Annotated in this window: 28 protein-coding genes; 7 read left to right on the top strand and 21 right to left on the bottom strand. The window is 43.7% G+C overall.

Annotated elements, in window-relative coordinates:
* Window positions 1–70 precede the first annotated feature (70 nt).
* The 12 genes from nikC to CHY_RS05195 form a co-directional block, all read right to left on the bottom strand.
* The gene (gene nikC, locus CHY_RS05245; protein ID WP_011344052.1) at window positions 71–919 is read right to left on the bottom strand and encodes a nickel transporter permease; all 849 of its coding nucleotides are present in this window, start codon (window positions 917–919) and stop codon (window positions 71–73) included.
* A gap of 13 nt (window positions 920–932) precedes the next feature.
* Window positions 933–1,937, bottom strand: a complete 1,005-nt coding sequence (locus CHY_RS05240; protein WP_011344051.1) for an ABC transporter permease — start codon at window positions 1,935–1,937, stop codon at window positions 933–935.
* Window positions 1,938–1,998: 61 nt separating this feature from the next.
* Complete coding sequence (locus CHY_RS05235) at window positions 1,999–3,600, bottom strand: ABC transporter substrate-binding protein (protein WP_011344050.1); 1,602 nt, start codon at window positions 3,598–3,600, stop codon at window positions 1,999–2,001.
* A 63-nt stretch (window positions 3,601–3,663) separates the two neighbouring features.
* Window positions 3,664–4,650 carry an ABC transporter ATP-binding protein gene (locus tag CHY_RS05230; RefSeq protein WP_011344049.1) on the bottom strand — a complete coding sequence of 329 codons (987 nt, stop codon included), beginning with the start codon at window positions 4,648–4,650 and terminating at the stop codon, window positions 3,664–3,666.
* A complete protein-coding gene (locus CHY_RS05225; RefSeq protein ID WP_011344048.1) occupies window positions 4,631–5,620 on the bottom strand; it encodes an ABC transporter ATP-binding protein in 990 nt (329 codons plus the stop codon). The genes CHY_RS05230 and CHY_RS05225 overlap by 20 nt, the downstream gene beginning before the upstream one ends.
* Window positions 5,621–5,763: 143 nt before the next feature.
* On the bottom strand, window positions 5,764–6,384 hold the full coding sequence (locus CHY_RS05220; RefSeq protein ID WP_226986726.1) for a response regulator: 621 nt from the start codon (window positions 6,382–6,384) through the stop codon (window positions 5,764–5,766).
* Window positions 6,362–7,717 carry a HAMP domain-containing sensor histidine kinase gene (locus tag CHY_RS05215; protein WP_011344046.1) on the bottom strand — a complete coding sequence of 452 codons (1,356 nt, stop codon included), beginning with the start codon at window positions 7,715–7,717 and terminating at the stop codon, window positions 6,362–6,364. The genes CHY_RS05220 and CHY_RS05215 overlap by 23 nt, the downstream gene beginning before the upstream one ends.
* A gap of 10 nt (window positions 7,718–7,727) precedes the next feature.
* Window positions 7,728–8,327, bottom strand: a complete 600-nt coding sequence (locus CHY_RS05210) for a DUF6305 family protein (protein ID WP_162485060.1) — start codon at window positions 8,325–8,327, stop codon at window positions 7,728–7,730.
* Window positions 8,328–8,337: 10 nt separating this feature from the next.
* Window positions 8,338–8,799: a tRNA (uridine(34)/cytosine(34)/5-carboxymethylaminomethyluridine(34)-2'-O)-methyltransferase TrmL gene (trmL, locus tag CHY_RS05205; RefSeq protein ID WP_011344044.1), complete on the bottom strand. Its 462-nt coding sequence runs from the start codon at window positions 8,797–8,799 to the stop codon at window positions 8,338–8,340.
* On the bottom strand, window positions 8,792–9,424 hold the full coding sequence (gene nth / locus CHY_RS05200; RefSeq protein WP_011344043.1) for an endonuclease III: 633 nt from the start codon (window positions 9,422–9,424) through the stop codon (window positions 8,792–8,794). Before nth ends, trmL begins: the two co-directional genes overlap by 8 nt.
* Window positions 9,402–9,599, bottom strand: coding sequence for a hypothetical protein (locus tag CHY_RS13145; protein WP_154652761.1), 198 nt, complete (start codon window positions 9,597–9,599; stop codon window positions 9,402–9,404). Before CHY_RS13145 ends, nth begins: the two co-directional genes overlap by 23 nt.
* Before the next feature lie 87 nt (window positions 9,600–9,686).
* Entirely contained in the window at window positions 9,687–9,875 is a 189-nt protein-coding gene (locus CHY_RS05195) for a ferredoxin (protein ID WP_011344042.1), read from the bottom strand.
* A gap of 151 nt (window positions 9,876–10,026) precedes the next feature.
* Between CHY_RS05195 and CHY_RS05190 the strand changes: the two genes are divergently transcribed.
* Window positions 10,027–10,932, top strand: coding sequence for an RluA family pseudouridine synthase (locus tag CHY_RS05190; protein WP_011344041.1), 906 nt, complete (start codon window positions 10,027–10,029; stop codon window positions 10,930–10,932).
* Here CHY_RS05190 and CHY_RS05185 read toward each other — a convergent pair.
* Window positions 10,898–11,926 (bottom strand): aldo/keto reductase, encoded by a 1,029-nt coding sequence (locus tag CHY_RS05185; protein ID WP_083757275.1) that lies wholly within the window; start codon window positions 11,924–11,926, stop codon window positions 10,898–10,900. The two genes, CHY_RS05190 and CHY_RS05185, sit on opposite strands and share 35 nt — an antisense overlap.
* 264 nt (window positions 11,927–12,190) lie before the next feature.
* Here CHY_RS05185 and istA point away from each other — a divergent pair, with 264 nt between their 5' ends.
* The 5 genes from istA to CHY_RS05160 all read left to right on the top strand — a co-directional run bounded on the left by istA (window position 12,191) and on the right by CHY_RS05160 (window position 16,259).
* A complete protein-coding gene (gene istA / locus CHY_RS05180; RefSeq protein ID WP_011344039.1) occupies window positions 12,191–13,420 on the top strand; it encodes an IS21-like element ISChy4 family transposase in 1,230 nt (409 codons plus the stop codon).
* A complete protein-coding gene (istB, locus tag CHY_RS05175; protein ID WP_011344038.1) occupies window positions 13,417–14,187 on the top strand; it encodes an IS21-like element ISChy4 family helper ATPase IstB in 771 nt (256 codons plus the stop codon). The genes istA and istB overlap by 4 nt, the downstream gene beginning before the upstream one ends.
* A gap of 137 nt (window positions 14,188–14,324) precedes the next feature.
* Entirely contained in the window at window positions 14,325–15,512 is a 1,188-nt protein-coding gene (locus CHY_RS05170; protein WP_011344037.1) for an MFS transporter, read from the top strand.
* Entirely contained in the window at window positions 15,505–15,948 is a 444-nt protein-coding gene (locus CHY_RS05165; RefSeq protein WP_011344036.1) for a MarR family winged helix-turn-helix transcriptional regulator, read from the top strand. The genes CHY_RS05170 and CHY_RS05165 overlap by 8 nt, the downstream gene beginning before the upstream one ends.
* 14 nt (window positions 15,949–15,962) lie before the next feature.
* Window positions 15,963–16,259: a carboxymuconolactone decarboxylase family protein gene (locus CHY_RS05160; protein ID WP_011344035.1), complete on the top strand. Its 297-nt coding sequence runs from the start codon at window positions 15,963–15,965 to the stop codon at window positions 16,257–16,259.
* Between the two features lie 35 nt (window positions 16,260–16,294).
* On the opposite strand, the gene rlmD is transcribed toward CHY_RS05160, so the two are convergent.
* From rlmD to CHY_RS05145, 3 genes are read right to left on the bottom strand one after another with little or no spacing between them, the layout of a single operon-like run.
* Entirely contained in the window at window positions 16,295–17,620 is a 1,326-nt protein-coding gene (rlmD, locus tag CHY_RS05155; protein WP_011344034.1) for a 23S rRNA (uracil(1939)-C(5))-methyltransferase RlmD, read from the bottom strand.
* A gap of 22 nt (window positions 17,621–17,642) precedes the next feature.
* Window positions 17,643–17,939, bottom strand: a complete 297-nt coding sequence (locus CHY_RS05150; protein WP_011344033.1) for a nucleotidyltransferase family protein — start codon at window positions 17,937–17,939, stop codon at window positions 17,643–17,645.
* The gene (locus tag CHY_RS05145) at window positions 17,936–18,334 is read right to left on the bottom strand and encodes a nucleotidyltransferase substrate binding protein (protein ID WP_011344032.1); all 399 of its coding nucleotides are present in this window, start codon (window positions 18,332–18,334) and stop codon (window positions 17,936–17,938) included. Before CHY_RS05145 ends, CHY_RS05150 begins: the two co-directional genes overlap by 4 nt.
* 363 nt (window positions 18,335–18,697) lie before the next feature.
* Between CHY_RS05145 and CHY_RS05140 the strand changes: the two genes are divergently transcribed.
* Complete coding sequence (locus CHY_RS05140) at window positions 18,698–19,933, top strand: IS110-like element ISChy1 family transposase (protein WP_011343704.1); 1,236 nt, start codon at window positions 18,698–18,700, stop codon at window positions 19,931–19,933.
* 147 nt (window positions 19,934–20,080) lie between these two features.
* Here the strand turns inward: CHY_RS05140 and CHY_RS12715 are convergent, their stop codons facing one another.
* The 5 genes from CHY_RS12715 to nifV all read right to left on the bottom strand — a co-directional run bounded on the left by CHY_RS12715 (window position 20,081) and on the right by nifV (window position 24,776).
* Window positions 20,081–20,773, bottom strand: a complete 693-nt coding sequence (locus CHY_RS12715; RefSeq protein WP_011344030.1) for a CPBP family intramembrane glutamic endopeptidase — start codon at window positions 20,771–20,773, stop codon at window positions 20,081–20,083.
* A gap of 79 nt (window positions 20,774–20,852) precedes the next feature.
* Complete coding sequence (locus tag CHY_RS05130) at window positions 20,853–21,851, bottom strand: isocitrate/isopropylmalate dehydrogenase family protein (protein ID WP_011344029.1); 999 nt, start codon at window positions 21,849–21,851, stop codon at window positions 20,853–20,855.
* An 11-nt stretch (window positions 21,852–21,862) separates the two neighbouring features.
* Window positions 21,863–22,360: a 3-isopropylmalate dehydratase small subunit gene (locus CHY_RS05125; RefSeq protein WP_011344028.1), complete on the bottom strand. Its 498-nt coding sequence runs from the start codon at window positions 22,358–22,360 to the stop codon at window positions 21,863–21,865.
* Between the two features lie 17 nt (window positions 22,361–22,377).
* Window positions 22,378–23,631: a 3-isopropylmalate dehydratase large subunit gene (locus tag CHY_RS05120; RefSeq protein WP_011344027.1), complete on the bottom strand. Its 1,254-nt coding sequence runs from the start codon at window positions 23,629–23,631 to the stop codon at window positions 22,378–22,380.
* A gap of 2 nt (window positions 23,632–23,633) precedes the next feature.
* Window positions 23,634–24,776, bottom strand: a complete 1,143-nt coding sequence (gene nifV / locus CHY_RS05115) for a homocitrate synthase (protein ID WP_011344026.1) — start codon at window positions 24,774–24,776, stop codon at window positions 23,634–23,636.
* Window positions 24,777–24,906 lie beyond the last annotated feature (130 nt).

Raw genomic sequence — 24,906 nt, 5'->3', positions numbered from 1 at the left:
CCCTCCTTAACTTCCCTGTTTTCAATTAATTATAGCACAAAAAAAGCTGCAGGAATTGCAGCTTAAAAACCTATTGTTTTAATCGGGGATCCAGAGCATCTCTTAAACCATCTCCTAAAAGATTAAAGCCCAGAACGTTTAACATAATCGCTAATCCCGGGAAGAAGGCAACCCAAGGGGCTTTTACTAAAAGTTCCCGGGCATCAACCAGCATCGCACCCCACTCAGGGGTTGGCGGCTGGGCACCAAGCCCCAAAAAGCTAAGCCCCGCGGCATCCAATATTGCAGTACCAATATTCATGGTACCCTGAACAATTATCGGCGCCATGGAGTTTGGTAAAATATGGCGAAACAATATGGTAAAATCAGTGGCCCCAATCGCCCGGGCTGCTTCCACAAACTCCATTTCTTTTAAACTTAACACCGTAGACCGTACTACCCGGGCAAAACTTGGTACCATTACAATTCCCACAGCAATCATCGCGTTATTTAAACTGGGCCCCAAAACCGAAGTAATGGCAATAGCCAAAAGAATGCTGGGAAAAGCTAAAATAATATCAACAATCCGCATAAGAAAAGAGTCAAGTAAGCCACCATAATAACCGGCAATTAAACCCATTAACGTACCAACGATTAACGCCAAACCTACAGAAATCACGCCAATTTCTACCGAAATTCGTGCTCCAAAAATTATGCGGCTTAAAATATCCCTACCCAGCTTATCGGTACCAAGCAAATGCTCCGAAGAAGGAGGTTTTAACCTATTTTGTAAACTTCCATCTTTTATCGGGTCATAGGGAGCAAGCACGGGAGCAAAAATTGCAGCAAAGAGTAATAGTAAGACAATAATTAAACCTACCACCGCCGCTTTATTCTGCAAAAGGCGTTTTATCCAGTCTTTTTCCCAAAATTTACCCATCGCTATCCTCCTGCTACTGATACCGGATTCGGGGGTCTATTACCGTATATAAAATATCGACAATTAAATTAATTAAAACAAAAATTAAGGCGATAATTGTGATACTACCCTGAACCACGGGAAAATCCCTGGCCATAATGGCTTGATAAATATACCGTCCTACCCCCGGCCAGGAAAACACCGTTTCGGTCATGACCGCCCCGCCTAAAAGGTACCCAAACTGCAAACCAATAACGGTTACTACCGGTAAAAAAGCATTTTTTAAAGCGTGTTTTAAAATTACCGTTGCTTCTCCAAGACCTTTGGCCCGGGCAGTACGGATGTAGTCCTGGCGTAAAACCTCCAGCATCGAACTCCGGGTCATGCGGGCAATAATCGACATTGGAATTGTTCCTAAAGCTAAAGCCGGTAAGATTAGGTGGGCTAAAGCATCCTTAAACGCCGCCCAGTTGCCCGCCAATAAAGTATCAATCAAGTATAAATTGGTAACAGTTGGAACCGAATATTCAATGCTTAAACGGGCGGACGGAGGAAGCCACCCTAAAACTTGGGCAAAAAGGTATATAAGCATCAAACCCAGCCAAAAAATCGGCATGGAAACCCCCGTTAAAGCTCCAATCATACTTAAATTATCAAACCACGAATACTGCTTAACCGCTGCCACAATTCCTGCTGCAATTCCGATAATGGTAGCAATAAACATGGCAGCAAGCGTTAACTCGACCGTTGCCGGAAAAAAGGTTGCCAATTCTTTTAGGACTTTTTCATGGGTTATAATCGAACGTCCCAGGTCTCCATGGAGTAAGTTATTCAAAAACTTTAAATACTGCTTATATAAAGGGTCGTTTAAACCCAATTGCTCTCGTAGTTCCGCTGCCCTTTCCGGTGAAGCATGTTCTCCAAGAATAACCGTCACCGGATCGCCGGGAATAAAATGTATGAGCATAAAAGAAAGAAAGGTTATCCCGAAGAGTACCGGAATCAGTTGTAATAATCTTCTCACTATATAGTTGGCCATACACAGTATACCTCCATTTTTAAAAGAAGGGGGTTATTTACCCCCTTCTTTATAACCCGTGTTACTCTTCTTTATCAACTTTAAAGAAACATTCACTACCGGTGGGATGAGGTATCCAGTTTTTAACCGATTTCCTGGCTGCCACCGGTGGCGTTGAGTGAACCAGGGGAACCCAAGGAGCATCATTATGAATAATTACTTGAGCTTCTTTGTAGTACTCGGCACGCTTGGTCTGGTCACTTTCCTGCTGGGCCTTTATTAATAATTCATGAACTTTATCATTTTTATAGAAAGCAACGTTGGAAGCAGAACCTTTCTTGGCATTGTCTTTATCCAGCAATACATAAAGGAAGTTATCGGGGTCGCCGTTGTCGCCGGTCCAACCCAGGAGATATAAGTCATGCTCCCCATTTTCACCTTTCTTTAAGTAAGTAGCCCAGTCATAAGTTACAATTTTTGCTTTAATTCCAACCGCCTCTAAGTCTTTTTGAATTGCTTCTGCTATTTGTTTCGGTTGCGGCATGTAAGGTCTTGCCACCGGCATTGCCCATAAGGTGGTGGTAAAGCCATTGGGATATCCCGCTTCCGCTAACAGAGCTTTGGCCTTGGCCGGATCATATTCGTAGTCTTGAATTTCATCGTTATAACCCCAAAGGGACGGTGGCAAGGGGTTCTTGGCGGGCTTGGCAAGACCGCCGTAAAAAGCATCCACTAACGCTTTTTTATTAATAGCATAGTTAATTGCCTGTCTAACTTTAACATTATCAAAAGGTTTCTTTTCAGTGTTCATCGCAAGGTACCCAACGTTCATAGAAGGTCGTAACAGTAACTGCAGGTTGGGGTCATTTTTAACCGCCTCCACATCATCAGGATTTATGTCAGTTATTGCATCCACATTACCCGACTTTAATTCCATGAGTCGGGCCGAATTGTCGGGAATTGTACGGAAAATAACCTTGGCAAAGTTGGCTTTTCCTCCCCAGTATTCATCAAACCGCTCTAAAACCACCCGGTCATCTTTTTTCCATTCGACAAATTTAAATGGACCGGTACCCACCGGATGTTTAAAGTAATCCTGCCCATATTTTTTAATAGCTTCAGGACTGGAAATAGCAAAACTGGGCATTGCCAGGTTGGATAAGAAGGGAGCTAAAGGAGTTTTTAAAGTAATTTGGACGGTATATTCATCAACCACCTTAACCTCCTTAATCACTCCAGGATAACCACCAAACATGTAACCGTAATACTCAAACTCTCCGTGATGGTAAGGATTGTTTTTATTCATCCAGCGGTCAAAATTAAATTTCACCGCTTCCGCATTAAACGGTGTGCCATCGTGGAACTTTACGCCTTTCCGGAGATGAAAAGTCCAGGTAAGCCCGTCTTTAGAAGTTTCCCAGGACTCGGCAAGCCCGGGAACCACTTCGGTATTGTCATCCTTATATTTCACCAGGGTTTCAAATATTTGCTGGGTTACATAAATTGACTCCCCATCGGTAACGTTTGCTGGATCCAGGCCTACCGGATCACCGGATTTGGCAAAAACAAATACTTTTTCTTTTGTTTCTTTAGTTTCATTTTTAGCCGTATTTCCCCCGCAAGCAGTTAAAGTAAATACAAAAGCTAAGAGAACCAAAAAGGATACTACCTTAATTTTCCGCAAAACTTTTCCCTCCTCCATTTTGCTTATTTTCTTATGCATTTGCTAAAACTCTATAAAAATATTCTATATCCCCTTTTTCACCTCCCCGCTATACAAATGGCACCTCACCACGTGCCCATTTTCCAGTTCCACAGGTTCAGGCATAACTTCAGTACAAATCGGTTTTTTGTCAGGACAGCGGGGATGAAAACTACAGCCCGCTGGAGGGTTTATGGGACTTGGAACATCTCCTTCTAAAATTATTCTTTCTTTTTTGGCCCCGGGCTCCGGTACCGGAATCGCCGAGAGTAACGCGATAGTGTACGGATGTTTGGGTTGATTAAAAATTAGCTCCACCGGTCCTGATTCCACTATTTTTCCTAAATACATTACCGCGACTCGCTGGCTAATATGTTTGACAACACTTAAATCGTGAGCGATAAAGATATAAGTTAGTCCGTATTCTTTTTGTAAATCTTCCAAAAGATTGATAACCTGAGCCTGAACGGAAACATCCAAAGCAGAAACCGGCTCATCGCAGACAATTAATTTGGGATTTAGGGCCAAAGCCCGGGCAATGCCAATTCTTTGGCGCTGGCCTCCGGAAAACTCATGGGGATAACGGTCCAAATGCGAACGGCTCAAACCAACCTTCTCGATTAATTCTTCCACCCTTTTTTTAATGTTTTCTTTGTATTTAAAAATCCGTAACGGTTCAGCAATAATTTCCGCAACGGTCATCCGCGGGTCCAATGAAGCAAAAGGGTCCTGAAAAATAATTTGCATTTCTCTTCTTTTTTTTCGCATCTCTTTTTGAGTTAATGTTAAAATGTTCTCTCCCTCAAAGATAACCTCTCCGGAAGTCGGCTCAATTAAGCGCAGAATTGCACGACCGGTCGTCGATTTACCGCATCCCGATTCCCCCACTAACCCCAAAGTTTCCCCTTTATATAACGTAAAAGACACGTCATCAACTGCTTTTAACCATCTTTTTTCTTTAAACGGACCGAAGCCCTTCCCTACCGGAAAATATTTTTTGAGGTTTCTTACTTCAAGAAGCGGCTGCATCATCCAAAACCCCCTGGTATAAATGACAGGCAATTTTGCGGTCCGGTAATTCCAGGAAATCCGGTTTAACTTGACTGCATACTTCTTGTTTAAAACTGCAACGGGGATAAAAAGCACATCCCCTGGGCAAATTCCCCAAATCCGGTGGTGAACCTTCAATTGGGGTTAAACGGGTCTTTTGCTCTTTAAGCCTGGGAATTGAGTTTAAAAGCCCGAGGGTATACGGATGCTTGGGGTTGGCAAAAAGAGTCTTGACATCGGCAAACTCTACCGGTCTTCCCGCATACATCACCAGCACCTTGTGGCACATTTCCGCCACAACCCCAAGATCATGGGTAATCATTATGATGGATGTCCCGTACTCTTTCTGCAGTTCCTTCATTAAAGCTAAAATCTGGGCTTGAATGGTGACGTCCAGGGCAGTGGTTGGTTCATCGGCAATTAATAGGGCCGGATTTAAGGCTAGGGCCATGGCAATCATAACCCTTTGGCGCATCCCACCGCTAAACTGATGAGGATAACTTTTAAGGCGTCTTTCTGCTTCCGGAATTCCAACTTTTTTTAATAGTTCCACAGCTTTTTCCCGGGCTTCCTTTTTACTTAACTTTTTATGTACCCGAAACACCTCTAAAAGTTGCTCCTCTATGGTAAAAACGGGATTTAGCGAAGTCATCGGATCTTGAAAGATCATGGATATTTTTTCACCGCGAATTTTGCGCATTTCTTTTTCGCTTAATTTTAAAAGATCCTCACCGGCAAAAATAATTTCTCCTCCAACTATCTTCCCGGGAGGTGAAGGAACAAGCCGCATAATAGAAAGGGAAGTAACCGATTTTCCTGAACCTGATTCACCAACAATTCCCAAAATTTCTCCCCGGTTCAGGGTAAAACTAACACCATCAACTGCCCGAATTTCTTTCCCTGAACTGTAAAAATAAGTTTTTAAATCTTTTACTTCCAAAATCTTTTCCATAGCCCTCGCTCCGATTTATTTTTTTAATATTATTTCACATTATTAAATAATTTTCTATTTTTTCTCATATTTCTCATTGTATACAAAAAGGGACAGTCCCCTTTTTTATACTTTAAGTATAATTTTAGGGACTGTCCCGAAATTTATACTAATTTATATTTATTCTTGGGACGGCCAATGCGACCGTAGTCACACTCGATACTCACTATACCTTCATTTACCATATACAGTAAATACCGGTGTACTGTTGGGTAGGCAAGGCCCACTCCTTCAGTAATTTCCTCTATGGTTTGCGGTTCCTTTTGCTCTTTAAGATACTCTACAATTAAATTGAAGGTTTTTTTATTAATTCCCTTGGCCAAAAATCCATCCTGATCTTTTTTCTCCTGCGAGCGATTTATCTCAATCATGCGCGCATGTACTTTTAGCCTTGCAATTAAATCCGGTGCCTTAATTGGTTTTAAAGCAAAGTCAGAAGCTCCCACTTCCAAAAATTTATCGGCAATTTGTTGACGTTCATCTACTGTCAGAACAATTATCGGAACCCCTTGATCAATTTCCCGAATCCTTTCCACCGTATCCAACCCATCTAACGCTGGCATGTGATAATCCACCAGCACCATATCCGGCTTTTCCCGCACAAATTTTTCAATGCCTATTGCTCCGTTTTCCGCTTTAATCGCTTCCCAGCCCATAAAGGCAATAATTTCCCCCACAGTGTAGCGAATGCCTTCATCGTCATCAATTATGAGTACTCTCACCATATCCCCCCAAAGGTAAAAATATTTTTACCGTAGTTCCTTTATTTACTTCCGAGTGAAGCTGAATATAACCGTTATGGTTTTCCACCACTCTTTTAACAAAGGGCAATCCCAGTCCCGACTTTTTTTCCTTTAAACTAAATCCCCAGGTCCAAATTTCCTCTTGTATTTCCGGAGGTATTCCGACCCCATTATCGGCAATTTCAAAGCAGATGTAATTCCCCTCTTTATATGTTTTTATGGTAACCCTTCCATCGGGTTTATTGGCAGTGGCGGCAAAGGCATTTTCGATAACGTTAATCAGGGACCGGGCAACCCGAATGTGGTTTATCAATAATTTTTCCTTTTGGTCCAAAAGCTCAAAAAAGATACCCTGCCCGGTATACTTGGGAAAAACATGGGCACGCACGTAATTAATTAATTCTTCAACGGTAATCGTCTTCCGAACATCATCGTAGAGGATTTCCGAAATCATTTTATTGACATTTTCCACTGCCTGTTCAATTTTTTGGACATATTCTTGTAATTTTGGAGAATCTACCATTAAGCCAATTAATGAACTTAACCCCTGAATCGTCATTAAGGGTGTTTTTAAGTCATGAACTAAACTGTGAAGTTCCTGAAAAACCCGGGCTTCTTGGACCTGGAGCCGGTACCTTTCTACTTCCAGTTCATTTTCTTTCTGGCGAGATATGATTTCCATTTGGGTGGAGTAGATGGATATTAAAAACGTAGAAATTAAAGCCGTCATCATAATTATAAAAAACATAATCACCGTTATCCAATTTAACGCCGTATCGGCTCCGTAAAACTGGGCAACCAAGCTTACCTCTTCCGCCGGAGTGCCAAAGCTATAGAAAAATTTATTTATAAACGGGGAGTATTTCAACCAGGAAAAAGCCAGAAGAACTTGCAGGACTAAAAAGCTTTTGCTCCAAAAAATATTTTCCGGGGTTTTTAAACCGGAAAATAAAAAAAACAGAACGCATCCAATTAAAATACCAAAAACAAAATCGCCTATTTGAAATTTATAGTATAAATAACCGTAAAAGGAAATTAAAAGTAAGAAAGATAAAAAGGTTTTTAAGATTGGTTTTAGCTTATTTACCGTTTCAAAAAAATAAAAAATGAAAATTAAAGCTCCTATATCCCGCATTAAATAATAACCCGTACCTATTAACACCGCTTGAAATACTTTTGAGCTCTGTCCTTCCCAAACACTATCGATGATAAAACGGTCGGTTAACCGTGCCAAAGTGGTGGCTTCATGGGGTAAAAGAATGGCAGCAACGATCAAAGTTACTAAAAATATTTTTTTTATAATTTTTTGCTTCATTTTCCCACCGTTACCTTAAAATACTATTTAATGGTACTTTCAAATCGCGAAAGCGTAATACCCTGGTGTAATATCCGTTGTATCCATTAACAAGCCCATCCATTGCCCGGTTCCCAACTAAAAGCACATAATCGCTTGCCAAAAGAGCTTTAGCAAATAAAGCCCGATCATAACGGTTTTGATTATGGTAATTTCTTAAACAGACCAATACAATCGGAATTTTAAGCTGTTTGGCTTTAGCTATTAACCTCTGTTCTCGGGCTAACTCTTCTTGAAATTGTTTATACACCCCTTGATAGGTTGAAAATTCGGTACCAACAACCAAAACAAGAGTATGCATATCACGTAGATCGTCCACATCGGCCTTCTGTCGAAAGGTGGTAAAGGCATGCAAATCACGAAAATACTCACTCACCAACAGACCATCGATACCCTGCCCTATGGTGGTTACCAGTACCGGTTCCCGTCCTATCGGTCTTGGAAGACTGGAAAATCCCCCGGTGCTGCTCAAACTTTTAAAATGGATGATATTTAAAATAAACCAGGAGGCCAATACCCAAAAAGTTAAGCCCAACATCAGCCAAAGGCGCATTTTAGCTTTTTTCACCATAAAATTCACCTTAAACAAAATCTGGAAACTGCAATTGACGCAAAGCTTCGTAAACCACAATGGCAACGGTATTTGATAAATTTAACGACCTTATTTGGGGCAACATTGGTATACGAAAGGTAAATTCTTTATTGGCTTCTAAAAGCTCCTGCGGCAGTCCCTGTGTCTCTTTCCCAAACACTAAAAAATCCCCAGGCTTATAGCTTACCTCATGGTAATAACGTTTGCCTTTAGTCGAAAGGTAGAAAAAACGACCCTCCGGGTATTTTTCCCTCAGTTCCTGAAAGTTTTCGTGGTAAATTACCCTTACTTTGTCCCAGTAATCCAGCCCTGCTCTTTTTAAGTATTTATCTTCAGTGGAAAAACCCAGGGGTTTAACCAGATGGAGGGTTGAACCGGTAGCAGCACAGGTGCGAGCAATATTTCCGGTATTATAAGGTATTTCCGGTTCCACCAAAACAATGTTAAACATCGGACTCCTCCTTTTGGCAAAATTCCGGAAAAGGACAGATATTGCAGCTTGGCTTTTGGGCCTTACATATTCTTCTTCCGAAAAAAATTAAGCGATGGTGTAAGTCTATCCAGCTATTTGGAGGAAAAATTTTTTTCAAATCAAAAGATACGCCTTCCGGCGTTCTGGCTTTCGATAACCCAAGACGCCGGGCTACCCTAAAAACATGGGTATCCACCGGAAAGGAAGGTTTATTAAAACCAACTCCCACAATAACCTCCGCAGTTTTCGGTCCAACCCCCGGAAGTTTAAGAAGTTCAGCAAAACTATCAGGTACTTGACCATGATACTCCCTGTCCAGGATTTCAGCAATTTTAATTAAATTTCTCGCTTTATTCCGGTACAAACCCAAAGAACGAATTTGCCGGGATAACTCCTCTTCTCCCATATCTAATAAATCCCTGGGCTCCTTTACAAATAAAAAAAGTTTTTCCGTTACTTTATTTACCTGCCGGTCGGTACTTTGCGCCGATAACACCACTGCCACAAGCAGCTGAAAAATATTTTGGAAATTTAACTCCGTTTTTGCCACGGGAAAAAGTTTTTCTAACTCTGCAGCAATTTTATGTGCTTTTTTTCCGGTCACACTCCACCATTCCCTCATAACATTCATCGCAAATAAATTCACCGCAGGTTTGACAAAACTTTATGCCGTTAGGAAACAAATCCAAACAATCATAACAATAGGCCGTATCGCAATGTTTACAAACAAGGCCCTCCGTATGGGTGGTTTTACACCGGTCACAAACAATTATTTTCAAAACCCTCACCCCCGTATCATCTTTATCTTATCAAAAAAAGTTAAAATAAAAAACCACCCCCGCCGGGGTGGCTTTCGCCTGATTCTTTTAAATTTCTTTAATTGCTTCGGTCGGGCAACCTTCTATGCATTCCCGGGTTGCTTCCTCAACATCTTCCGGAACTTCGCCAGCAATCGCCTGGGATTTACCCTCATCATTCCAGGAAAATACTTCCGGACAGTTGTCAACGCAAAAACCACAGCTTACACACAAATCTTGGTCGACAGTTACGCGCATTCATTACACCCCTTTCTGCAAATTCAAAGATAGTATGTAAATTTAAAGCTTACTTTATTCTACAACATCTATTTGTTAACTTTCAAGCTTGACAACTAAATTTTCAGCCGGAAAAATAAAAAGAAAAATTATGCTTCAACGAGGGGTTGTTATGGAAATAAGCTTGCCGGTAAACCAGGAGTATATTGGAAAAACAGTTTTTCAGTTTTTAAAAAGCCACGGTTTAAGTAAACGGCAGTTACGAAAGTTAAAACTTCAAAATGCAGTATTTTTTAATAACAGACCGGTCCCGTTAAATTCTCATCTTACCACTCCCGGAGAAGTTGTAATAAAACTTCCCCACACCTTACCCCCTGCGGTTCAAAGCCAAAACGCACCGGTAAAAGTTCTATATGAAGACGATTACCTTATTGTAATTGATAAACCGGCAGGGGTTTTAGCCCATCCGGTAAAAAATCATTTTGCACCCTCAATGCAGGAGCTTACCCTTTCTTATTATCGGGATAAAGGTAGGATTTTTGAGGGCTTTTATCCAATCTATCGCCTGGACCGGAATACTTCCGGTCCAATGTTAATTGCCAAGTTTAGTCTCATCGCCGAAATGTTAAACAATTCCTTACGAAAAAGGCAAATTAACAAGATTTATCTGGCTTTAATTGAAGGCCCCCTGGCCGATAAAAGTGGAATCATTAACCTTCCCCTGGGGCTTTTAGAAGGAAGCATTATTAAAAGGGCTGTAGTTCCCGGTGGCCAGCCCGCCTGTACCAAATATCAAACAGTAAAGGCTTTCCCTACCCACACCCTTTTAAAAGTAGAACTTTTAACCGGAAGAACCCACCAAATCCGGGCTCATTTTGCTGCAATAGGTCACCCGTTAGCAGGAGACGATTTATATGGGGGCAAAATGGACCTTATTGAGCGCCAGGCATTGCACCTTTACTATATTTCCTTCCCGCACCCCATAACAAAGAAAACGATTAGTTTATACGCTCCTCTTCCTCGAGATTTTAAAGAAGCCCTAATTACTTTAAAGAAAGCTTCCGGTGAACTTCTTTAAGTTTCCGTCTAATAGGAAGTCCATAAGGACAGCGTGCTTCGCAAAGGCCACACTCCTGACAGGCATCGGCTTTAACCGTTAGATTTTTGTAGCGTTCCTTTGCCCAGCCAGGAAGGCCGTAGCGGTCGTAATAAGTTTCTAACACAAAAATTGTAGGAATGCCAATCCCCACCGGACAGGGCTGGCAGTAGCCACAGCGGCGACAAAACTCCCGGGCAGCAAAGGAAGCTTTTTCTTTTAAAGCTTCCATCTTCGCCGCTAAATCCACTTCCGAATTAAATATGTCAAGGTTTTGCCGGGCTTCGTTTACATCCGCCATCCCAACCAGAACAACATCAACGGCAGAAAAGTTTTTTAAATAATAAAGAGCCACATCCGCCGGAAACTCCCGGTTTTCACCAAAAAAGCCCCCGGCTAAAGGCTTCATAGCAATGGTGCCAACCCCTAATTCTTGCGCATGAATAAACGCATCTTCTTTATCGGTTTCCACCAAATTTAACGGTAACATCATCGTTTCAAACTTAAAAGCCGCTAAAAGCTTTTTTAATAAATCTTTATTATGGGTGGTAACCCCAATAGCCCGAATTTTTCCCGCTTTTTTGGCCTCCACCAAAGCTTCCAAAGCCCCACCGGGTGCTAAAACCTTGTCCATCTCTTCCTCACTTTTGATATTATGAAGCTGATAAATATCAATATAATCGGTTTGAAGTTCAGCAAGCGAAATATCAATATCCCTGGCCATTTCGGAATAAGTTCTGGCCATTGACTTCGTTGCCACTATCCAATCTTTGCGGTCGTGCTTTATCGCCTCACCGATAAAACCTTCACTTACCGTATAAGCCCGGGCAGAGTCAATAAAATTAACTCCCCCCTCTTTTAAGACATCCAAAACCGGCCGTACATCCCGAAGTTCCACCCTTTGAATAGGAATCCCTCCAAAACCAAGACGGCTGACTTTAAGTCCGCTTTTACCAATTTTTCGATATTCCATCATCTCCACTCCTCTTGATGTGCATCTTTTATCATAAAAATATTATAACACTTAAAGCCTAAAATTTATATTGAGCTCAGTTCTTTCCTGCACCACAACCATGTTTTATGTTAAGGCTTTATTTCCAAAATCGAACTGCAAAAGTTAAGTTGATATTTAATCTGTCACCGCCGGTATATAATTGACCCAGGAACAACGAAAAGGAAATGACCCACCCCCTGGCGAAATATCCCTCTGATACCACTGCAAAGGATCGGAGGGAAATAAATGCTAGGGAGTGGATCTATTATCATGTTACATGAATTACAAGCAAGAGGCAAGAGTATTCGTGCAATCGCACGAGAAACAGGGCATTCCAGAAATACGGTAAGAAAATACCTCAGAGCAGAGGGCATTCCTGAAAGGAAGCCCCGTCCCAAAAGAGGTTCAAAGCTTGACCCCTACAAAGATACTATTCAAGAGCTCATGAATCTGGGGATATTCAATTGCGAAGTCATTTATGAAAGAATCAAGGAAGAAGGCTACACCGGAGGTCGCACTATTTTAAGGGACTATGTAAGACAATTTAGACCTCCAAAACAGGTCCCTGCCGTATGCCGCTATGAAACCAAGCCTGGCCAGCAAGCCCAGGTCGACTGGGGCGAATACACCTACATTGACGAGGAAACCGGTGAAATACGTAAGCTTTACGTCTTCGTCATGGTGCTGGGCTACTCCAGAGCCATATACGTGGAATTCACAAACCGCTGCGACGTCCGTACCTTCATCCGCTGCTTGATCCACGGGTTTGAATACTTCGGCGGAGTAACCGATATAGTTCTTACCGATAGAATGAAAACCGTAATACTGGGCACCGGTGAAAACAAAAAGCCCATATGGAACCCTACCTTTGAAGACCTTGCGGCGACCCTTGGATTTATTTCTAAAGTGTGCAGGGCACGGCGCCCCCAAACAAAAGGCAAGGTAGAAAGCGGCATAGATTTTGTCAAAAACAACTTCCTGCCGGGTAGGAAGTTCGTAGACTACGGTGATTTAAACCGCCAGGCAATAGTGTGGTGCGAAAAGAAAAACAGGAGAATACACGGTACTACCGGGGAAAGGCCTATTGACCGTCTGAAGAAGGAAAACCTCAAACCCCTGCCTGCCCTTGATAAATACCAAAAATTCCTGGAAGAAGCAAGGAAAGTTCACAAAGACGGCTTTTTGAGTTTCGACGGCGTAAGATATGGCGTTCCCTGGCAGTATAGCGGAAAAGAGGTGGTTGTAAGGGACAAAAACGGTAAAATCGAAATCCTCTATGATGGGAAGGTGATAGCTGTCCACGAAAAGCATTACCGTTCAAGGAGCACCGTTTTTCTCAAAGACCAGTATAAGGGTCTAAAAGAAGCGGAGGGCATGTTTTATCCCAGGCCGAAGGCGATCAAGTTATCTTCCCTGGAAGTTGAGAAGCGTCCTCTGGGGGTTTACGAAAGCCTCCTGGAGGTAGGCACAGTATGATAGACCTTGAAAAAGCTCGGTCCCACCTTGAAGAACTTGGGCTTTTAAGCGCAGCAGCTTTTCTTGACGCCCTCCTGGAAAGGGCCCAGCGGGAAAACCGCACATATCTTGATTTCTTAAATGATCTGCTTGAAACTGAACTTGCCGAAAGGCAAAGGCGAAATGTCGAGGTAAGGTCAAAACTTGCCCGGCTTCCGTATAAAAAGACCCTGAAGGAATTTGACTTTACCTTCCAGCCCAGTATCGATGAAAAACTGATAAGAGAGCTTGCCACAATGGCCTTTGTCCACCGGGCAGAAAACGTAATATTCCTTGGGCCGCCTGGAGTAGGGAAGACGCACCTTGCCGTAGCCCTTGCTATAGAAGCCCTATCCCAGGGCATATCAGTTTACTTTACGAGCCTTTCCAGGCTCATTGAAGACCTAAAAACAGCCCATAAAGAAAGCCGGTTGGAAAGGCGAATGAGGATCTACCTTAGGCCCAAGCTCCTTATTATCGACGAAGTGGGCTATCTCCCTTTAGATGGCCTTGGCTCAAACCTCTTTTTCCAGCTAATTAGTGCCCGGTATGAAAAGGGGAGCATCATCCTCACCAGCAACAAAAGCTTTGGGGAATGGGGGGAGCTCATGGGAGACCCGGTGCTTGCCACTGCAGTGTTGGATAGGCTATTACACCATGCCCATATAATCAACATAAGGGGCAACAGCTACCGCCTAAAAGACAGGTTAAAAACCGGTCTCTACGGTAATCCACATGTCAAAGCTTAATTTTAAAAAAAGCCAGGGTGGGTCAATTTAAAACCGCTGAAAATGGGTCAATTTAAATCCGCTATTGACATTTAATCCGATATGTTTTATTATATAATTAGTTGATAAGTCAACTAAATTAAAAGGGGACTAAGAACATGGCAGAACACCAGGAAACAATCTGGTCAAAGGATTTTACGCTGCTATGGATAGTAAACTTCCTTATGGCTGCAGGCTTTTATTTTCTACTTCCCACTATGCCGGTCTATGCGACAAAAGTTATAGGAGCCAATGAAAGTCAGGTAGGTTTAGTTACGGGAGTGTATACATTATCTGCCGTGGCGATAAGGCCTTTGGGCGGATATGCCCTGGACTCCGTGGGCCGGAGGAAGGTCTTCCTTTGGGCATTGGCACTTTTCGCCCTCTTTATGGGAAGCTATTATTTTGCAACCAATCTCTTTTTTCTCTTAATGCTCCGACTGCTTCACGGTTTTTGCTGGGGGGTGACCACCGTCGGTGGGAGTACCATCGCGGCTGATATCCTGCCACCGCAGCGCCGGGGCGAAGGGATCGGCTACTTCGGACTAACCATGACCCTGGCCATGGCCGTTGGCCCGCTCATCGGTCTGCAATTGATGGGGGAAGCAAATCAATACGGTCGACTGTTTTTTACAGCTTCGGGCCTGGTTGTTTTGGCTTTGATTATCGCTAATTTTATCCGTTACCCAAAACTGCCCTTGACAAAACGCCCTATATCCTTGGATGCCTTTATTGAAAAAAAGGTTTTACCGGTTTCGATGGTGATGTTTTTTTCGGCCTTGGTGTACGGCGGGATAGTATCCTTTATCACCCTTTTCAGTAAAGAAATCGGCATCAAAAACGGCGGTACCTTTTTTCTCGCCTACGCTGCCGCTTTAAGTCTGGTTAGACCTACCTCCGGAAAGCTATTGGACCGCCGGGGGCCAGCTCCCGTAATAACCGTAGGCTTCTTATGCACCGCAGCCGGATTTCTCCTTCTTTCCTTAAGTAAAGGATTAACCGGTTTTTTGACATCCGCAGTAATAATCGGGGCAGGCAACGGGATGGTCTGGCCCAGCATTCAGACTATGGTTATCAACATGGTCAAACCCCAGCGCCGCGGAGTAGCTAATTCGACCTATTTTTCGGCGGTGGACCTGGGAATCGGCATAGGGTCTATCCTTTTGGGTTGGCTGGCTAACCGGACTTCCATCGCAACCATGTATTTTATTAGCACAATCATTCTTTTCGTGCCCTTGGCGTATTTTATCCTCTATGTAGTAAAAGACTATAATGTAAAATTAGGCCGGGGTGAAGTACATGATTGATTTAAATGATAACGTCGGCAAGTATATATCATTTACCTGGCGCAACATGATTTCCTATATGGCTAAGAAAATGGAGCCACTGCACATCGGCGCCGGCCAGTATGCCTACCTTTTTTCCTTATACTTTAAGGATGGCCAGTCCCAGCAGGCTTTAAGCGACCGGTTGTTGGTGGATAAGGCAGCCACTGTCCGGGCTATTAAAAAGCTGGAAACTGCCGGTTATGTGGAAAGAAGACCGGATGAGCAGGACAAACGTTCCTTCAGGATTTTTCTTACAAAGAAGGGGAAAGCCATAAGGCCACAGCTGGAGGCTATTGTGAAAGAGGTGCAGGAAATTCTCCTGGAGGGCATGTCCCCGAAAGAAAAGGCAATAATTAAAAGGCTGTTACAGCAAATGGCCAGTAATATCATCCGGGCCAACCGAGGCAGCTTTTAGAAAGGGGGGTGATTATGAATACACTGCCGTTTATCGAAGCCATCAAGGCAAGAGACGAAAAATTTTACAAACTGATGAAAGACCTACAGGACCTGGTGTACGGGGAAAGCAGCCTGGACGCAAAAACCAAGTGGATGATTTCCCTGGCCGTGGATGCCGCTGTTGGCGCAAAGGATGGGGTAAAGGCTATTGCCAACACCTTGAGACAAATGGGTGTAACCGATGAGCAGATCAACGAAGTCTTAAGGATTACTTACTTCACCAAAGCAAACTCAACCCTAGTCACTTCTTTGGCAGCTTTTGAAAAGTAAGACCCCTAAGGCCTTGCTCGGCAAGGCCTTAGGGGTTATTTTTTCTTGAGCAATACCACGTTCTCCACGTGCATCGTCTGGGAAAACATGTCCACCGGTGTTATTTCCACCGGGTAATAGCCGGTTTCCGCCAGAATCTTTAAATCCCGGGCCTGGGTTGCAGGATTGCATGAAACATAAACAATCCGTTCCGGATTGAGCTTTATTATCTCCTCTAAAACCTCTTTTTTTACTCCCTCCCGGGGAGGATCCAGGATAATTTTATTAAAACGATACCCTTTCTTTAAAAGCCAGGGAAGTTTTTCTTCCACTTTTCCGGCAAAAAAATTAACATTCGCTATACCGTTTAGTTTAGCATTGGTCTTGGCCACCTCTACCGCATCCCTAATTTCTTCCACTCCTACAACGCTTGCGGCAATTCGGGCAGCCGGTAAGGTCAGGGATCCCACTCCCGAATAGCCGTCAAAAACCATATCGGTTTTTCCCAAATCAAGATAATCTAAGGCAATGCGGTATATCTTTTCCGCCTGCACCGGATTTATTTGAAAAAAGGAAAGAGGAGTTAGCCTATAGCTAATCCCTAATAGTTCTTCGGTAATATACCGGGTACCAAAAGTAACGGCTGTCCCTTTACCAAAGACTTCCCTGGTTTTTTTGGGGTTTTCATGAAAAGTTAGCGACTGGATTTCAGGGTTTAAAAGAATTTTCGCAGCAATTTCTTTTACGTTAAAATTTAATTTTACGGCTGTTATCACTACCTGGATTTCACCGGTAGTTGATGACTTACGAACCACCAAATGCCGTAGCACTCCAGCATCGTTAAAGTAAGCTTTAAGCTTAAAAGCATCTAATATTTCAGTAACATAATGAGCCACCTCAACTAAGCTTTTATCGGCAATCAGACAATCGGTTACAGGAAACCAGTTATTTTTTCGGTCAAAATAACCTATAGCCAGTTTATTCTGGCTACTTCCAAAAGTGAAATGCACTTTTTGACGGTAGCGGTAAAAAGCAAAATTAGGTAGAACGGAGTTGATAGGAGCATCTATCCGGCCTATTTTTTTCATAATATTATAAACTTTTGTTTTTTTAAGTACTAACTGCTGCTCGTAATCAAGGTTTTGTAAACTGCAACCTCCGCAGTAACCAAAATGGGGACACCTGGGAACATCCCGGTAAGGAGAATTAGTTAAAATTTCCAGAGCCTCTCCCAGAATAACGCCTCTTTTTTCGCTGGTAACTTTTACTTTGACCACATCACCAACGGTGACATCCCCCGAAACAAAGTAAACCCGCTTTTCTTTTTTCCCAACACCCAGTCCTTCTTCGGTAAGGTCAATTATTTCTAAAATTTCTTCCATAAATCCTCCTGAATTAAACTTTCTATTCTCTCCGGTAAATCTCTATACCCTGCTCCTCAATCCTCTGCCGAAACTTTTCATCTAACGGGCTATTCATATCTATAACATCAATCTTGTAAATACCCGCTGCCTCATCTAAGTCTGACCATAACCCCGATGGCATCCTGCCCTCGCAGTAAACCGCAAGGTCTATATCAGAATTATACTTATAATCCCCCCGGGCGCGGGATCCAAAAATGACCGCTCTAATTACATTTTCCCTTTTTTGCAACTCTTTGATTAAAGCGTTTAAAATATGTTCAGGTAAACCGAAATTCATTTAAGCACCTCCGCCATCTTCTTAGCAAATGCTGCAAAAGCGTCATAATACCTTTTTTTAACTTTATCATAGATTTCTTTGGCCATTTGCTCGTCATAAGAGTGCACAGTAAGATTTCGAGCATCGATCATATCAATCCAGACATCCCCATCAAAAATAAGTCCATAGGCAAAAGCTTCTTTAAAGGCTGCTCGCGGCGAGTTTACAGTTGCATACCCCTCATACTCAAGATAGGCCTTCATCAACTTCCAAGCCAGTTCATAGGTAAACTCAAAACGCTGAATTACGCCATCATAAACTAAAGGATTTGTTAAATCTTCTTCCAACGCTTCTTTAAGTCTTACAACAGCCTTCTTATATTCATTAAATTTCTCCATTAACCGTTCGCTATTCACTATTTAACCTCCCTCGTATAATTTAAATTACCATAGAACCCGAGCCGAAAAATTAGGTTAAGGGTTCTTGATAACTTGGCGTGCCTTTGCGAAGATTAAAATAGGTTGGTCCGGGGTCACTCTTAAATACCTCCTGTAGCCCGAGTAAACCCGGTGACTACTCATGTAAGAGTGAGACCCTTGCGGTGCGGCGCATGTTTCTTACGCGTGAGCTGAGCCAACAGGCCAGCCGGCTTCTGGATTCAGCAGGCCAGAGGTGCACCCCCGGCTGTCCTGCCACGCTCTCATCGCCCCGCGAGGTTGTTACGCGACGTACCCGCAGGGCACGCCCCTAATTTGGGCCAGCCCAAGGAGGGATACCCTTTGGCCCGGGTCGTTTTTGCAGGCATTGATGTCAGCGCTCTTAAATGCGACTTGGTGTGTCTCGATGAGCAAGGGCAACAGCTCGCCCCAGTTAAGTCTTTTCCTAACAGCCTCGAAGGCGCTTCTGCTATGGTTGAGGTGCTGGATGGTCTCGCCCATAAGTTTAACATCCAGCAACTTCATATAGGGTTGGAGGCCACCTCTATCTACAGCGTCCATCTCCGTCAGTTCCTCCTGGACTCCCCAAAGCTTAAGCCATACTCCACCAAGGTCTATGAAATAAACCCCGTCATGGTGGCCAGTTTTAAGAAGGCCTTCGGTACCAAGCGCCCTAAAACAGATGCCCTCGATGCTTACGTTATCGCAGAACGGGTGCGCTTCGGCCATCTTACCCCTTGTAGCCGGGAAACTATAGTGACTGAACCTTTGCGCCAGCTCACCCGCCTGCGCCTACACCTCGTGGAAATGGTGACGGCCGAGCAGAACCGAGCCTTAAATCTCCTCTTCCTTAAGTTTTCTAATTATCACCAGGACAAGCCTTTTAGTCAAACTTTCGGTAAGGCCTCCCTGGCGGTATTACAGGAATTTACACCAGATGAACTTATAGAAATGCCATTGGAAGAGCTGGCAGAGTTCATCCAGTCCCATGGTAACAACAAATTAGCCTCACCTGAGAATATGGCTAAGGCCCTCAAACAGGCTGCCCGCCGCGCCTACCGCCTTAATCCTAAAATGCTCGCAGCTTGTGAGGTGGCTCTTTCTCTTACTCTGCAGAATATTGACCACCTCAAAAGGCAGCTTAAACAACTGGATAAAGTCATTTGCCGGGAGTTAGAAGCCATACCTCAAACTCTGACCAGCGTAAAAGGCCTCGGTCCCATCTCGGCTGCTGGTATTATAGCCGAAATTGGCGATATCAAACGTTTCAAAGATCAAGCCGCTCTGGCTCAATATGCCGGCCTTACCTGGACCCGCTACCAATCAGGTGATTTTGACGCCGAAGAACGCCGCCTGACAAAAAGTGGCAACCGGTACCTGCGTTACTACCTGGTCCAGGCCGCCAACTCGTTGCGGGTGCACAACGAGGAGTATAAGGCCTACTACCAGAGCAAGTATCACGAAGTTACCAAGCATCAACATAAGCGAGCGCTGGTTCTAACTGCCCGCAAATTAGTAAGGCTGGTCTTTGCCCTGCTGAGCAAAGGCCAAATCTACAAAGGGACGGTGATGAAATAGTTCTTGAATAAAACCTTTTCTCTTCTCTGCTATTTTCCAACTATTACCATATAGTTGGAGAGGGTTATTATTGCCTTTTTTAGCCCCTACTTTTCTAATTTCCATTTCTTGGTCCTTGACTTTTTACCGTGAGTCTTAAATTTTTTCTTAGAAAAAAAACATTTTCCCCATTACAAACCAGGTCATAATTCCATTCCAGGTGGCATGAGCCACAAAGGGGCTTAATATCGTGCCGGTCTTTTCGTAAAGATACGCCAGTATTGCTCCCCCCAAAGAAAGTGGTAAAAACCGGTAAGGATCAAAATGCATCGCTCCAAAAAGTAAGGAAGATACTGCTATCCCTCCAACCACACCCATGTATTTTTTTAAGACAGGATAGCTAAAACCGCGAAAAAAAAGTTCTTCGGCAAAAGGGCCAAGAAAAACTCCCAAGAATACCAGCAGGTTTTTCTCCGTGGGAGTTTTAGCCAGGGTTAAGAGTTTTTCAAAGGTCTGCGGTGGAGGATTAACCTTTAAAATTTTAAAACTAAAGGCTCCCACCACCACCACGGCAATTAAAATTAAAAAACCTCCAAACACTCCCCATTTAAAGGCTTTACCCCAATTTTTTACCGTAAGCCCCAGGTCAGATAGGTGACCTCGGTTTTTTTCCACCACCCACAACACCAAAGCCAATAGCAGTATATCCTGAAAAAAAGTCAAAAAGATAACCTTGGCCCCAAAACTTTTAAGGCCGGGAAGAGGAAGCGCTCCCAACAGTAAATTCATCCCATTTACCAAAACTAAAGTTAATATTAATATTAAAACCACATGTTTTAACTTCCAGCGAATTTCCAGCATCAAACCCCTCCTGTTTTTCATCTCTATTTTAGCATTTCCCGCTGGTGAAAAAAATAAAAACCTCCAAAACTGGAGGCTTTTATAAATGTTTTATAATATAATCGGCCATTTCTGAAGTTTTTGCAGTCCCGCCTAAATCATAGGTAACCATGTCCTTATTGGGAAGAACCTTGGTTAAAGCCCGCTCGATTTTGGCGGCAGCATCCATTTCTCCCAGGTGTTTTAACATCATCACCCCCGATAAAATCTCCGCCAGGGGGTTTACCCGGTTTTGGCCGGCATGCTTTGGGGCACTTCCGTGCACCGGCTCAAAAACTGCATATTCGTCACCGATATTGGCTCCCGGTGCCACTCCAAGGCCACCTACCAAACCCGCGCAGAGGTCCGACAAAATATCACCGTAAAGATTGGGCATCACCATCACATCAAATTTTTCCGGAGTTTGAACCAACTTCATGGCCATAGCGTCAACAATCATATCCTCAAACTCAATATCGGGATACTCCGCGGCCACTTCCCGGGCCACCGCTAAAAATAAGCCATCGGTATACTTCATGATATTGGCTTTATGAACGGCGGTAACCTTTTTTCGCCCCTCTTTGCGGGCCAGTTCGAAAGCAAACCGGACAATCCTTTGGGAAGCTTTCCGGGTAATAATTTTGATGCTTTCCGCCGCATCATCACCTACCATATGCTCAACTCCGGCATATAAGTCTTCGGTATTTTCCCGGACCGTAATTAAATCAATATTTTCATAACGGGTAACCACACCCGGTAAAGATTTTGCCGGCCGGACATTGGCATATAAATCCAGGGCTTTTCTTAAGGCAACATTAACGCTGCGAAATCCCGTGCCGATAGGTGTGGTCATCGGGCCTTTTAAAGCAACTTTATTTTTTTTGATAGATTCCAAAACATACTCGGGCAACGGAGTACCGTACTCGGCCATTACCTTTTCTCCGGCTTCCACCACTTCCCATTCAATATTCGCTCCGCTGGCATCAATTACCCGCCGGGCTGCTTCAACAATTTCTGGACCAATTCCGTCTCCGGGAATCAATGTAACTCTATGCGCCATCATGAACCTCCTTAAAAGTTAAATGTGCCGTATTTTTTAAAATGTTCAATTAACCCGCCGTCATTTAAAATCTTGATCATTACCTCCGGCAATGGCTTAATCGGTATATCCTCGCCGGTAGTCAGGTTTCTAATAATCCCTTTAGACAAATCTACTTCCAGTTCATCGCCGGCATTTATTTTATCGGTATCACACTCAATTACCGGAAGACCGGTATTAATTGCATTTCGGTAAAAAATCCGGGCAAAGGACTTAGCAATCACAGCACCAATTTTAGCGTATTTAATGGCCAGCGGTGCTTGTTCCCGGGATGAACCGCAGCCAAAGTTACTGCCGGCAACGATAAAATCACCGGGGGTTATTTTGTTGTAAAAATCCGGGTCTAAATCTTCCATCACGTGTCTGGCCAGCTCGTTCATATCCAGTGTTTTAAACTTATATTTACCGGAAATTATATAATCGGTATTGACGTCATTGCCAAATTTATGGCATTTACCCCTTAAAATCATTTTTTACTCCACCATCCTTAAAAATAAGGTCTCGGGTCCGCAATCTCACCGGCAATAGCCGAAGCAGCAACTGTGGCCGGTGAAGCTAAATAGATAAAGGCATTACTGTTACCCATCCGGCCTTTGAAATTCCGGTTGGCAGTTGAAATAACATTTTCTCCGTCTGAAGGTATACCGTTATGGGTACCCACACAAGGACCACAGCCCGGTGTAACTACGGCAGCCCCGGCTTCCACAAAAATTTTAATAAGTCCTTCTTCCATGGCTTTTAGGAAAATTTTGCGGGAAGCCGGCGCCACAATCAGGCGGGTTCTGGGATGGATTTTTCTGCCCTCAAGGATTTTGGCTGCAATCCGTAAATCTTCAAGCCGTCCGTTTGTACAGGTTCCCAGTACCGCCTGGTGAATCGGAGTACCGGCCACCTCGGTAACTCTGGCGGTGTTATCAACGGTATGCGGCTTGGCCACCATCGGTTCCAACTCCGATACGTCATATTCCAAAACTTTAGCATAAACCGCATCCGGATCGGCAAAGACCGGTGTAAAATCCTTACCGCCGTGTTCTTTTACAAAAGCAAAAGTTTTTTCATCGGCTTCCATCAATCCGGCTTTTGCTCCCATTTCAATAGCCATATTGGCAATGGTAAAGCGACCATCCATGGAAAGGTCCGAAATAGCTTCCCCGGTGTATTCCGCGGCCATATAGGTTGCTCCATCGGCGGTTACATCCCCGATTAAATACAAAATTAAATCCTTGGCAAATACTCCTTTGGGAAGTTTACCCTTTAACACAAATTTTATCGTTTCGGGAACTTTAAACCAGAGCTTCCCGGAAATAATCGCCGCTGCCAGATCGGTAGATCCTACACCGGTAGCAAAGGCATTTAACGCCCCGTAAGTGCAGGTATGGGAATCGGCACCTACTACCAGAGAGCCGGGACCTACTTTACCGCTTTCCGGCACTACCTGGTGGCAGACTCCATCGCCAATATCGTGGAAATCAATTCCGTGCTCGTCCCGAAACTCCCGCATCAATTTGTGAAGCCGCGAAACCCCTTCATTGGGGCTGGGAGCGCTGTGGTCTATCACAAAAACCACTTTTTCCGGATCAAAAACTTTTTTCCCGCCCATTTCTTTAAAGGATTTTATTGCCAGGGGAGCCGTTCCGTCCTGCCCCATAACGTAATCCACATCGGCCACCACAATTTGGCCCGCATAAGCATCAACGCCGCTTTTTTGCGAAAGGATTTTTTCAATGATTGTTTTTCCCAAAGCTACATTCCCCGCTTTCCGAAATGTTCTTCGTAGATTAAAACAAGCTCTTTATCAAACAAAGACCGTTTTAATTCCACCGCATGGGCCCGGACATGGGGTAGAAGCTCTGCTGCCTGTTCATCGGTTAAGTGAATTCCGTACTCGGCAAATTTCGCTTTTAACGCTGCCGAACCGGAGTGCTTACCGATAACAATTTGTCGCTCCAGACCCACTTCTTCGGGCTGGAAAGCCTCGTAGGTTTTAGGATTCTTTAACGCTCCATCGGCATGGATTCCCGATTCGTGGGCAAACATGTTGGAACCCACAATAGCTTTCCAGGCGGGAAGTTCCCGGCCGGAAGCCTTGGAAACATAAAGAGCAACTTCCCGGAAAAGCTCGGTCTTAAAGCCAAGATCGATACCGTAAATATGTTTTAAGGCCATTACCACTTCTTCTAAAGCAGCGTTTCCGGCCCGCTCTCCAAGGCCAATAACCGTAACCCCTACAAACTTAGCTCCGGCTTTAACCCCGGCTAAAGCATTGGCCGTGGCCATGCCAAAGTCGTTGTGGGTATGCATTTCAATTTCAATACCTACTCTTTCCCGCAATTCCTTGACCCTTTCATAAGTAGTAAAGGGATCAAGGATACCCACGGTATCGCAATATCTTAAACGGTCGGCTCCCGCTTGTTTCGCCGCCAAACCAAACTGCACTAAAAATTCCATGTCGGAGCGGCTGGCATCCTCAGCGTTCACCGAAACGTACAAACCTTCTTTTTTAGCAAACTCGCAGGCTTTAACCATATTTTCAATAACCCATTCCCGGGAGGCCCGGAGTTTATGTTCAATATGGATATCCGAGGTAGAAATAGATATAGCAACCGCATCTACCCCGCAGCGCAGCGACTCTTCAATATCTTTAATTACCGGACGGTTCCAGCCCATGATACTGGCTTTTAGTCCAAGTTTACAGATGGCGGTAATTGCCTCTTTTTCATCGCCACCCATCGTGGGAATACCGGCCTCAATCTGGTCAACACCAAGTTCATCCAGCATCTGGGCAATTCGAATTTTTTCCTTATTTGCAAAAACTACTCCTGCGGTTTGTTCTCCATCTCTTAGGGTCGTATCAACGATATAAATTGGTTTATCTTTTAATTTCACGTTATTTCACCCTCCCACTTTGTAGCTTAATCTATTTTTTAATGATAACATACCCCCAAAATTGTTAAAAGATTTTCAAAGTTTTTATACTGTATACTTAAACAGTGGTAAGTGGTAGGTGGTCCGTGGT

This window comes from Carboxydothermus hydrogenoformans Z-2901 (assembly GCF_000012865.1).
Lineage (GTDB): Bacteria > Bacillota > Z-2901 > Carboxydothermales > Carboxydothermaceae > Carboxydothermus > Carboxydothermus hydrogenoformans.
The sequence above is the reverse complement of the archived record's forward strand: the minus strand, read 5'-3'. Positions and strand labels throughout refer to the sequence as shown.

What these genes read in the sequence shown, in the direction of transcription:
- nikC (WP_011344052.1), bottom strand. Translation starts at nt 919, where the DNA reads ATGGGTAAATTTTGGGAAAAAGACTGGATAAAACGCCTTTTGCAGAAT.
- CHY_RS05240 (WP_011344051.1), bottom strand. Translation starts at nt 1,937, where the DNA reads ATGGCCAACTATATAGTGAGAAGATTATTACAACTGATTCCGGTACTC.
- CHY_RS05230 (WP_011344049.1), bottom strand. Translation starts at nt 4,650, where the DNA reads ATGATGCAGCCGCTTCTTGAAGTAAGAAACCTCAAAAAATATTTTCCG.
- CHY_RS05225 (WP_011344048.1), bottom strand. Translation starts at nt 5,620, where the DNA reads ATGGAAAAGATTTTGGAAGTAAAAGATTTAAAAACTTATTTTTACAGT.
- CHY_RS05220 (WP_226986726.1), bottom strand. Translation starts at nt 6,384, where the DNA reads ATGGTGAGAGTACTCATAATTGATGACGATGAAGGCATTCGCTACACT.
- CHY_RS05215 (WP_011344046.1), bottom strand. Translation starts at nt 7,717, where the DNA reads ATGAAGCAAAAAATTATAAAAAAAATATTTTTAGTAACTTTGATCGTT.
- CHY_RS05210 (WP_162485060.1), bottom strand. Translation starts at nt 8,327, where the DNA reads ATGGTGAAAAAAGCTAAAATGCGCCTTTGGCTGATGTTGGGCTTAACT.
- trmL (WP_011344044.1), bottom strand. Translation starts at nt 8,799, where the DNA reads ATGTTTAACATTGTTTTGGTGGAACCGGAAATACCTTATAATACCGGA.
- CHY_RS05195 (WP_011344042.1), bottom strand. Translation starts at nt 9,875, where the DNA reads ATGCGCGTAACTGTCGACCAAGATTTGTGTGTAAGCTGTGGTTTTTGC.
- CHY_RS05190 (WP_011344041.1), top strand. Translation starts at nt 10,027, where the DNA reads ATGGAAATAAGCTTGCCGGTAAACCAGGAGTATATTGGAAAAACAGTT.
- CHY_RS05185 (WP_083757275.1), bottom strand. Translation starts at nt 11,926, where the DNA reads ATGATGGAATATCGAAAAATTGGTAAAAGCGGACTTAAAGTCAGCCGT.
- istA (WP_011344039.1), top strand. Translation starts at nt 12,191, where the DNA reads ATGCTAGGGAGTGGATCTATTATCATGTTACATGAATTACAAGCAAGA.
- istB (WP_011344038.1), top strand. Translation starts at nt 13,417, where the DNA reads ATGATAGACCTTGAAAAAGCTCGGTCCCACCTTGAAGAACTTGGGCTT.
- CHY_RS05170 (WP_011344037.1), top strand. Translation starts at nt 14,325, where the DNA reads ATGGCAGAACACCAGGAAACAATCTGGTCAAAGGATTTTACGCTGCTA.
- CHY_RS05165 (WP_011344036.1), top strand. Translation starts at nt 15,505, where the DNA reads ATGATTGATTTAAATGATAACGTCGGCAAGTATATATCATTTACCTGG.
- CHY_RS05160 (WP_011344035.1), top strand. Translation starts at nt 15,963, where the DNA reads ATGAATACACTGCCGTTTATCGAAGCCATCAAGGCAAGAGACGAAAAA.
- rlmD (WP_011344034.1), bottom strand. Translation starts at nt 17,620, where the DNA reads ATGGAAGAAATTTTAGAAATAATTGACCTTACCGAAGAAGGACTGGGT.
- CHY_RS05150 (WP_011344033.1), bottom strand. Translation starts at nt 17,939, where the DNA reads ATGAATTTCGGTTTACCTGAACATATTTTAAACGCTTTAATCAAAGAG.
- CHY_RS12715 (WP_011344030.1), bottom strand. Translation starts at nt 20,773, where the DNA reads ATGCTGGAAATTCGCTGGAAGTTAAAACATGTGGTTTTAATATTAATA.
- CHY_RS05130 (WP_011344029.1), bottom strand. Translation starts at nt 21,851, where the DNA reads ATGGCGCATAGAGTTACATTGATTCCCGGAGACGGAATTGGTCCAGAA.
- CHY_RS05125 (WP_011344028.1), bottom strand. Translation starts at nt 22,360, where the DNA reads ATGATTTTAAGGGGTAAATGCCATAAATTTGGCAATGACGTCAATACC.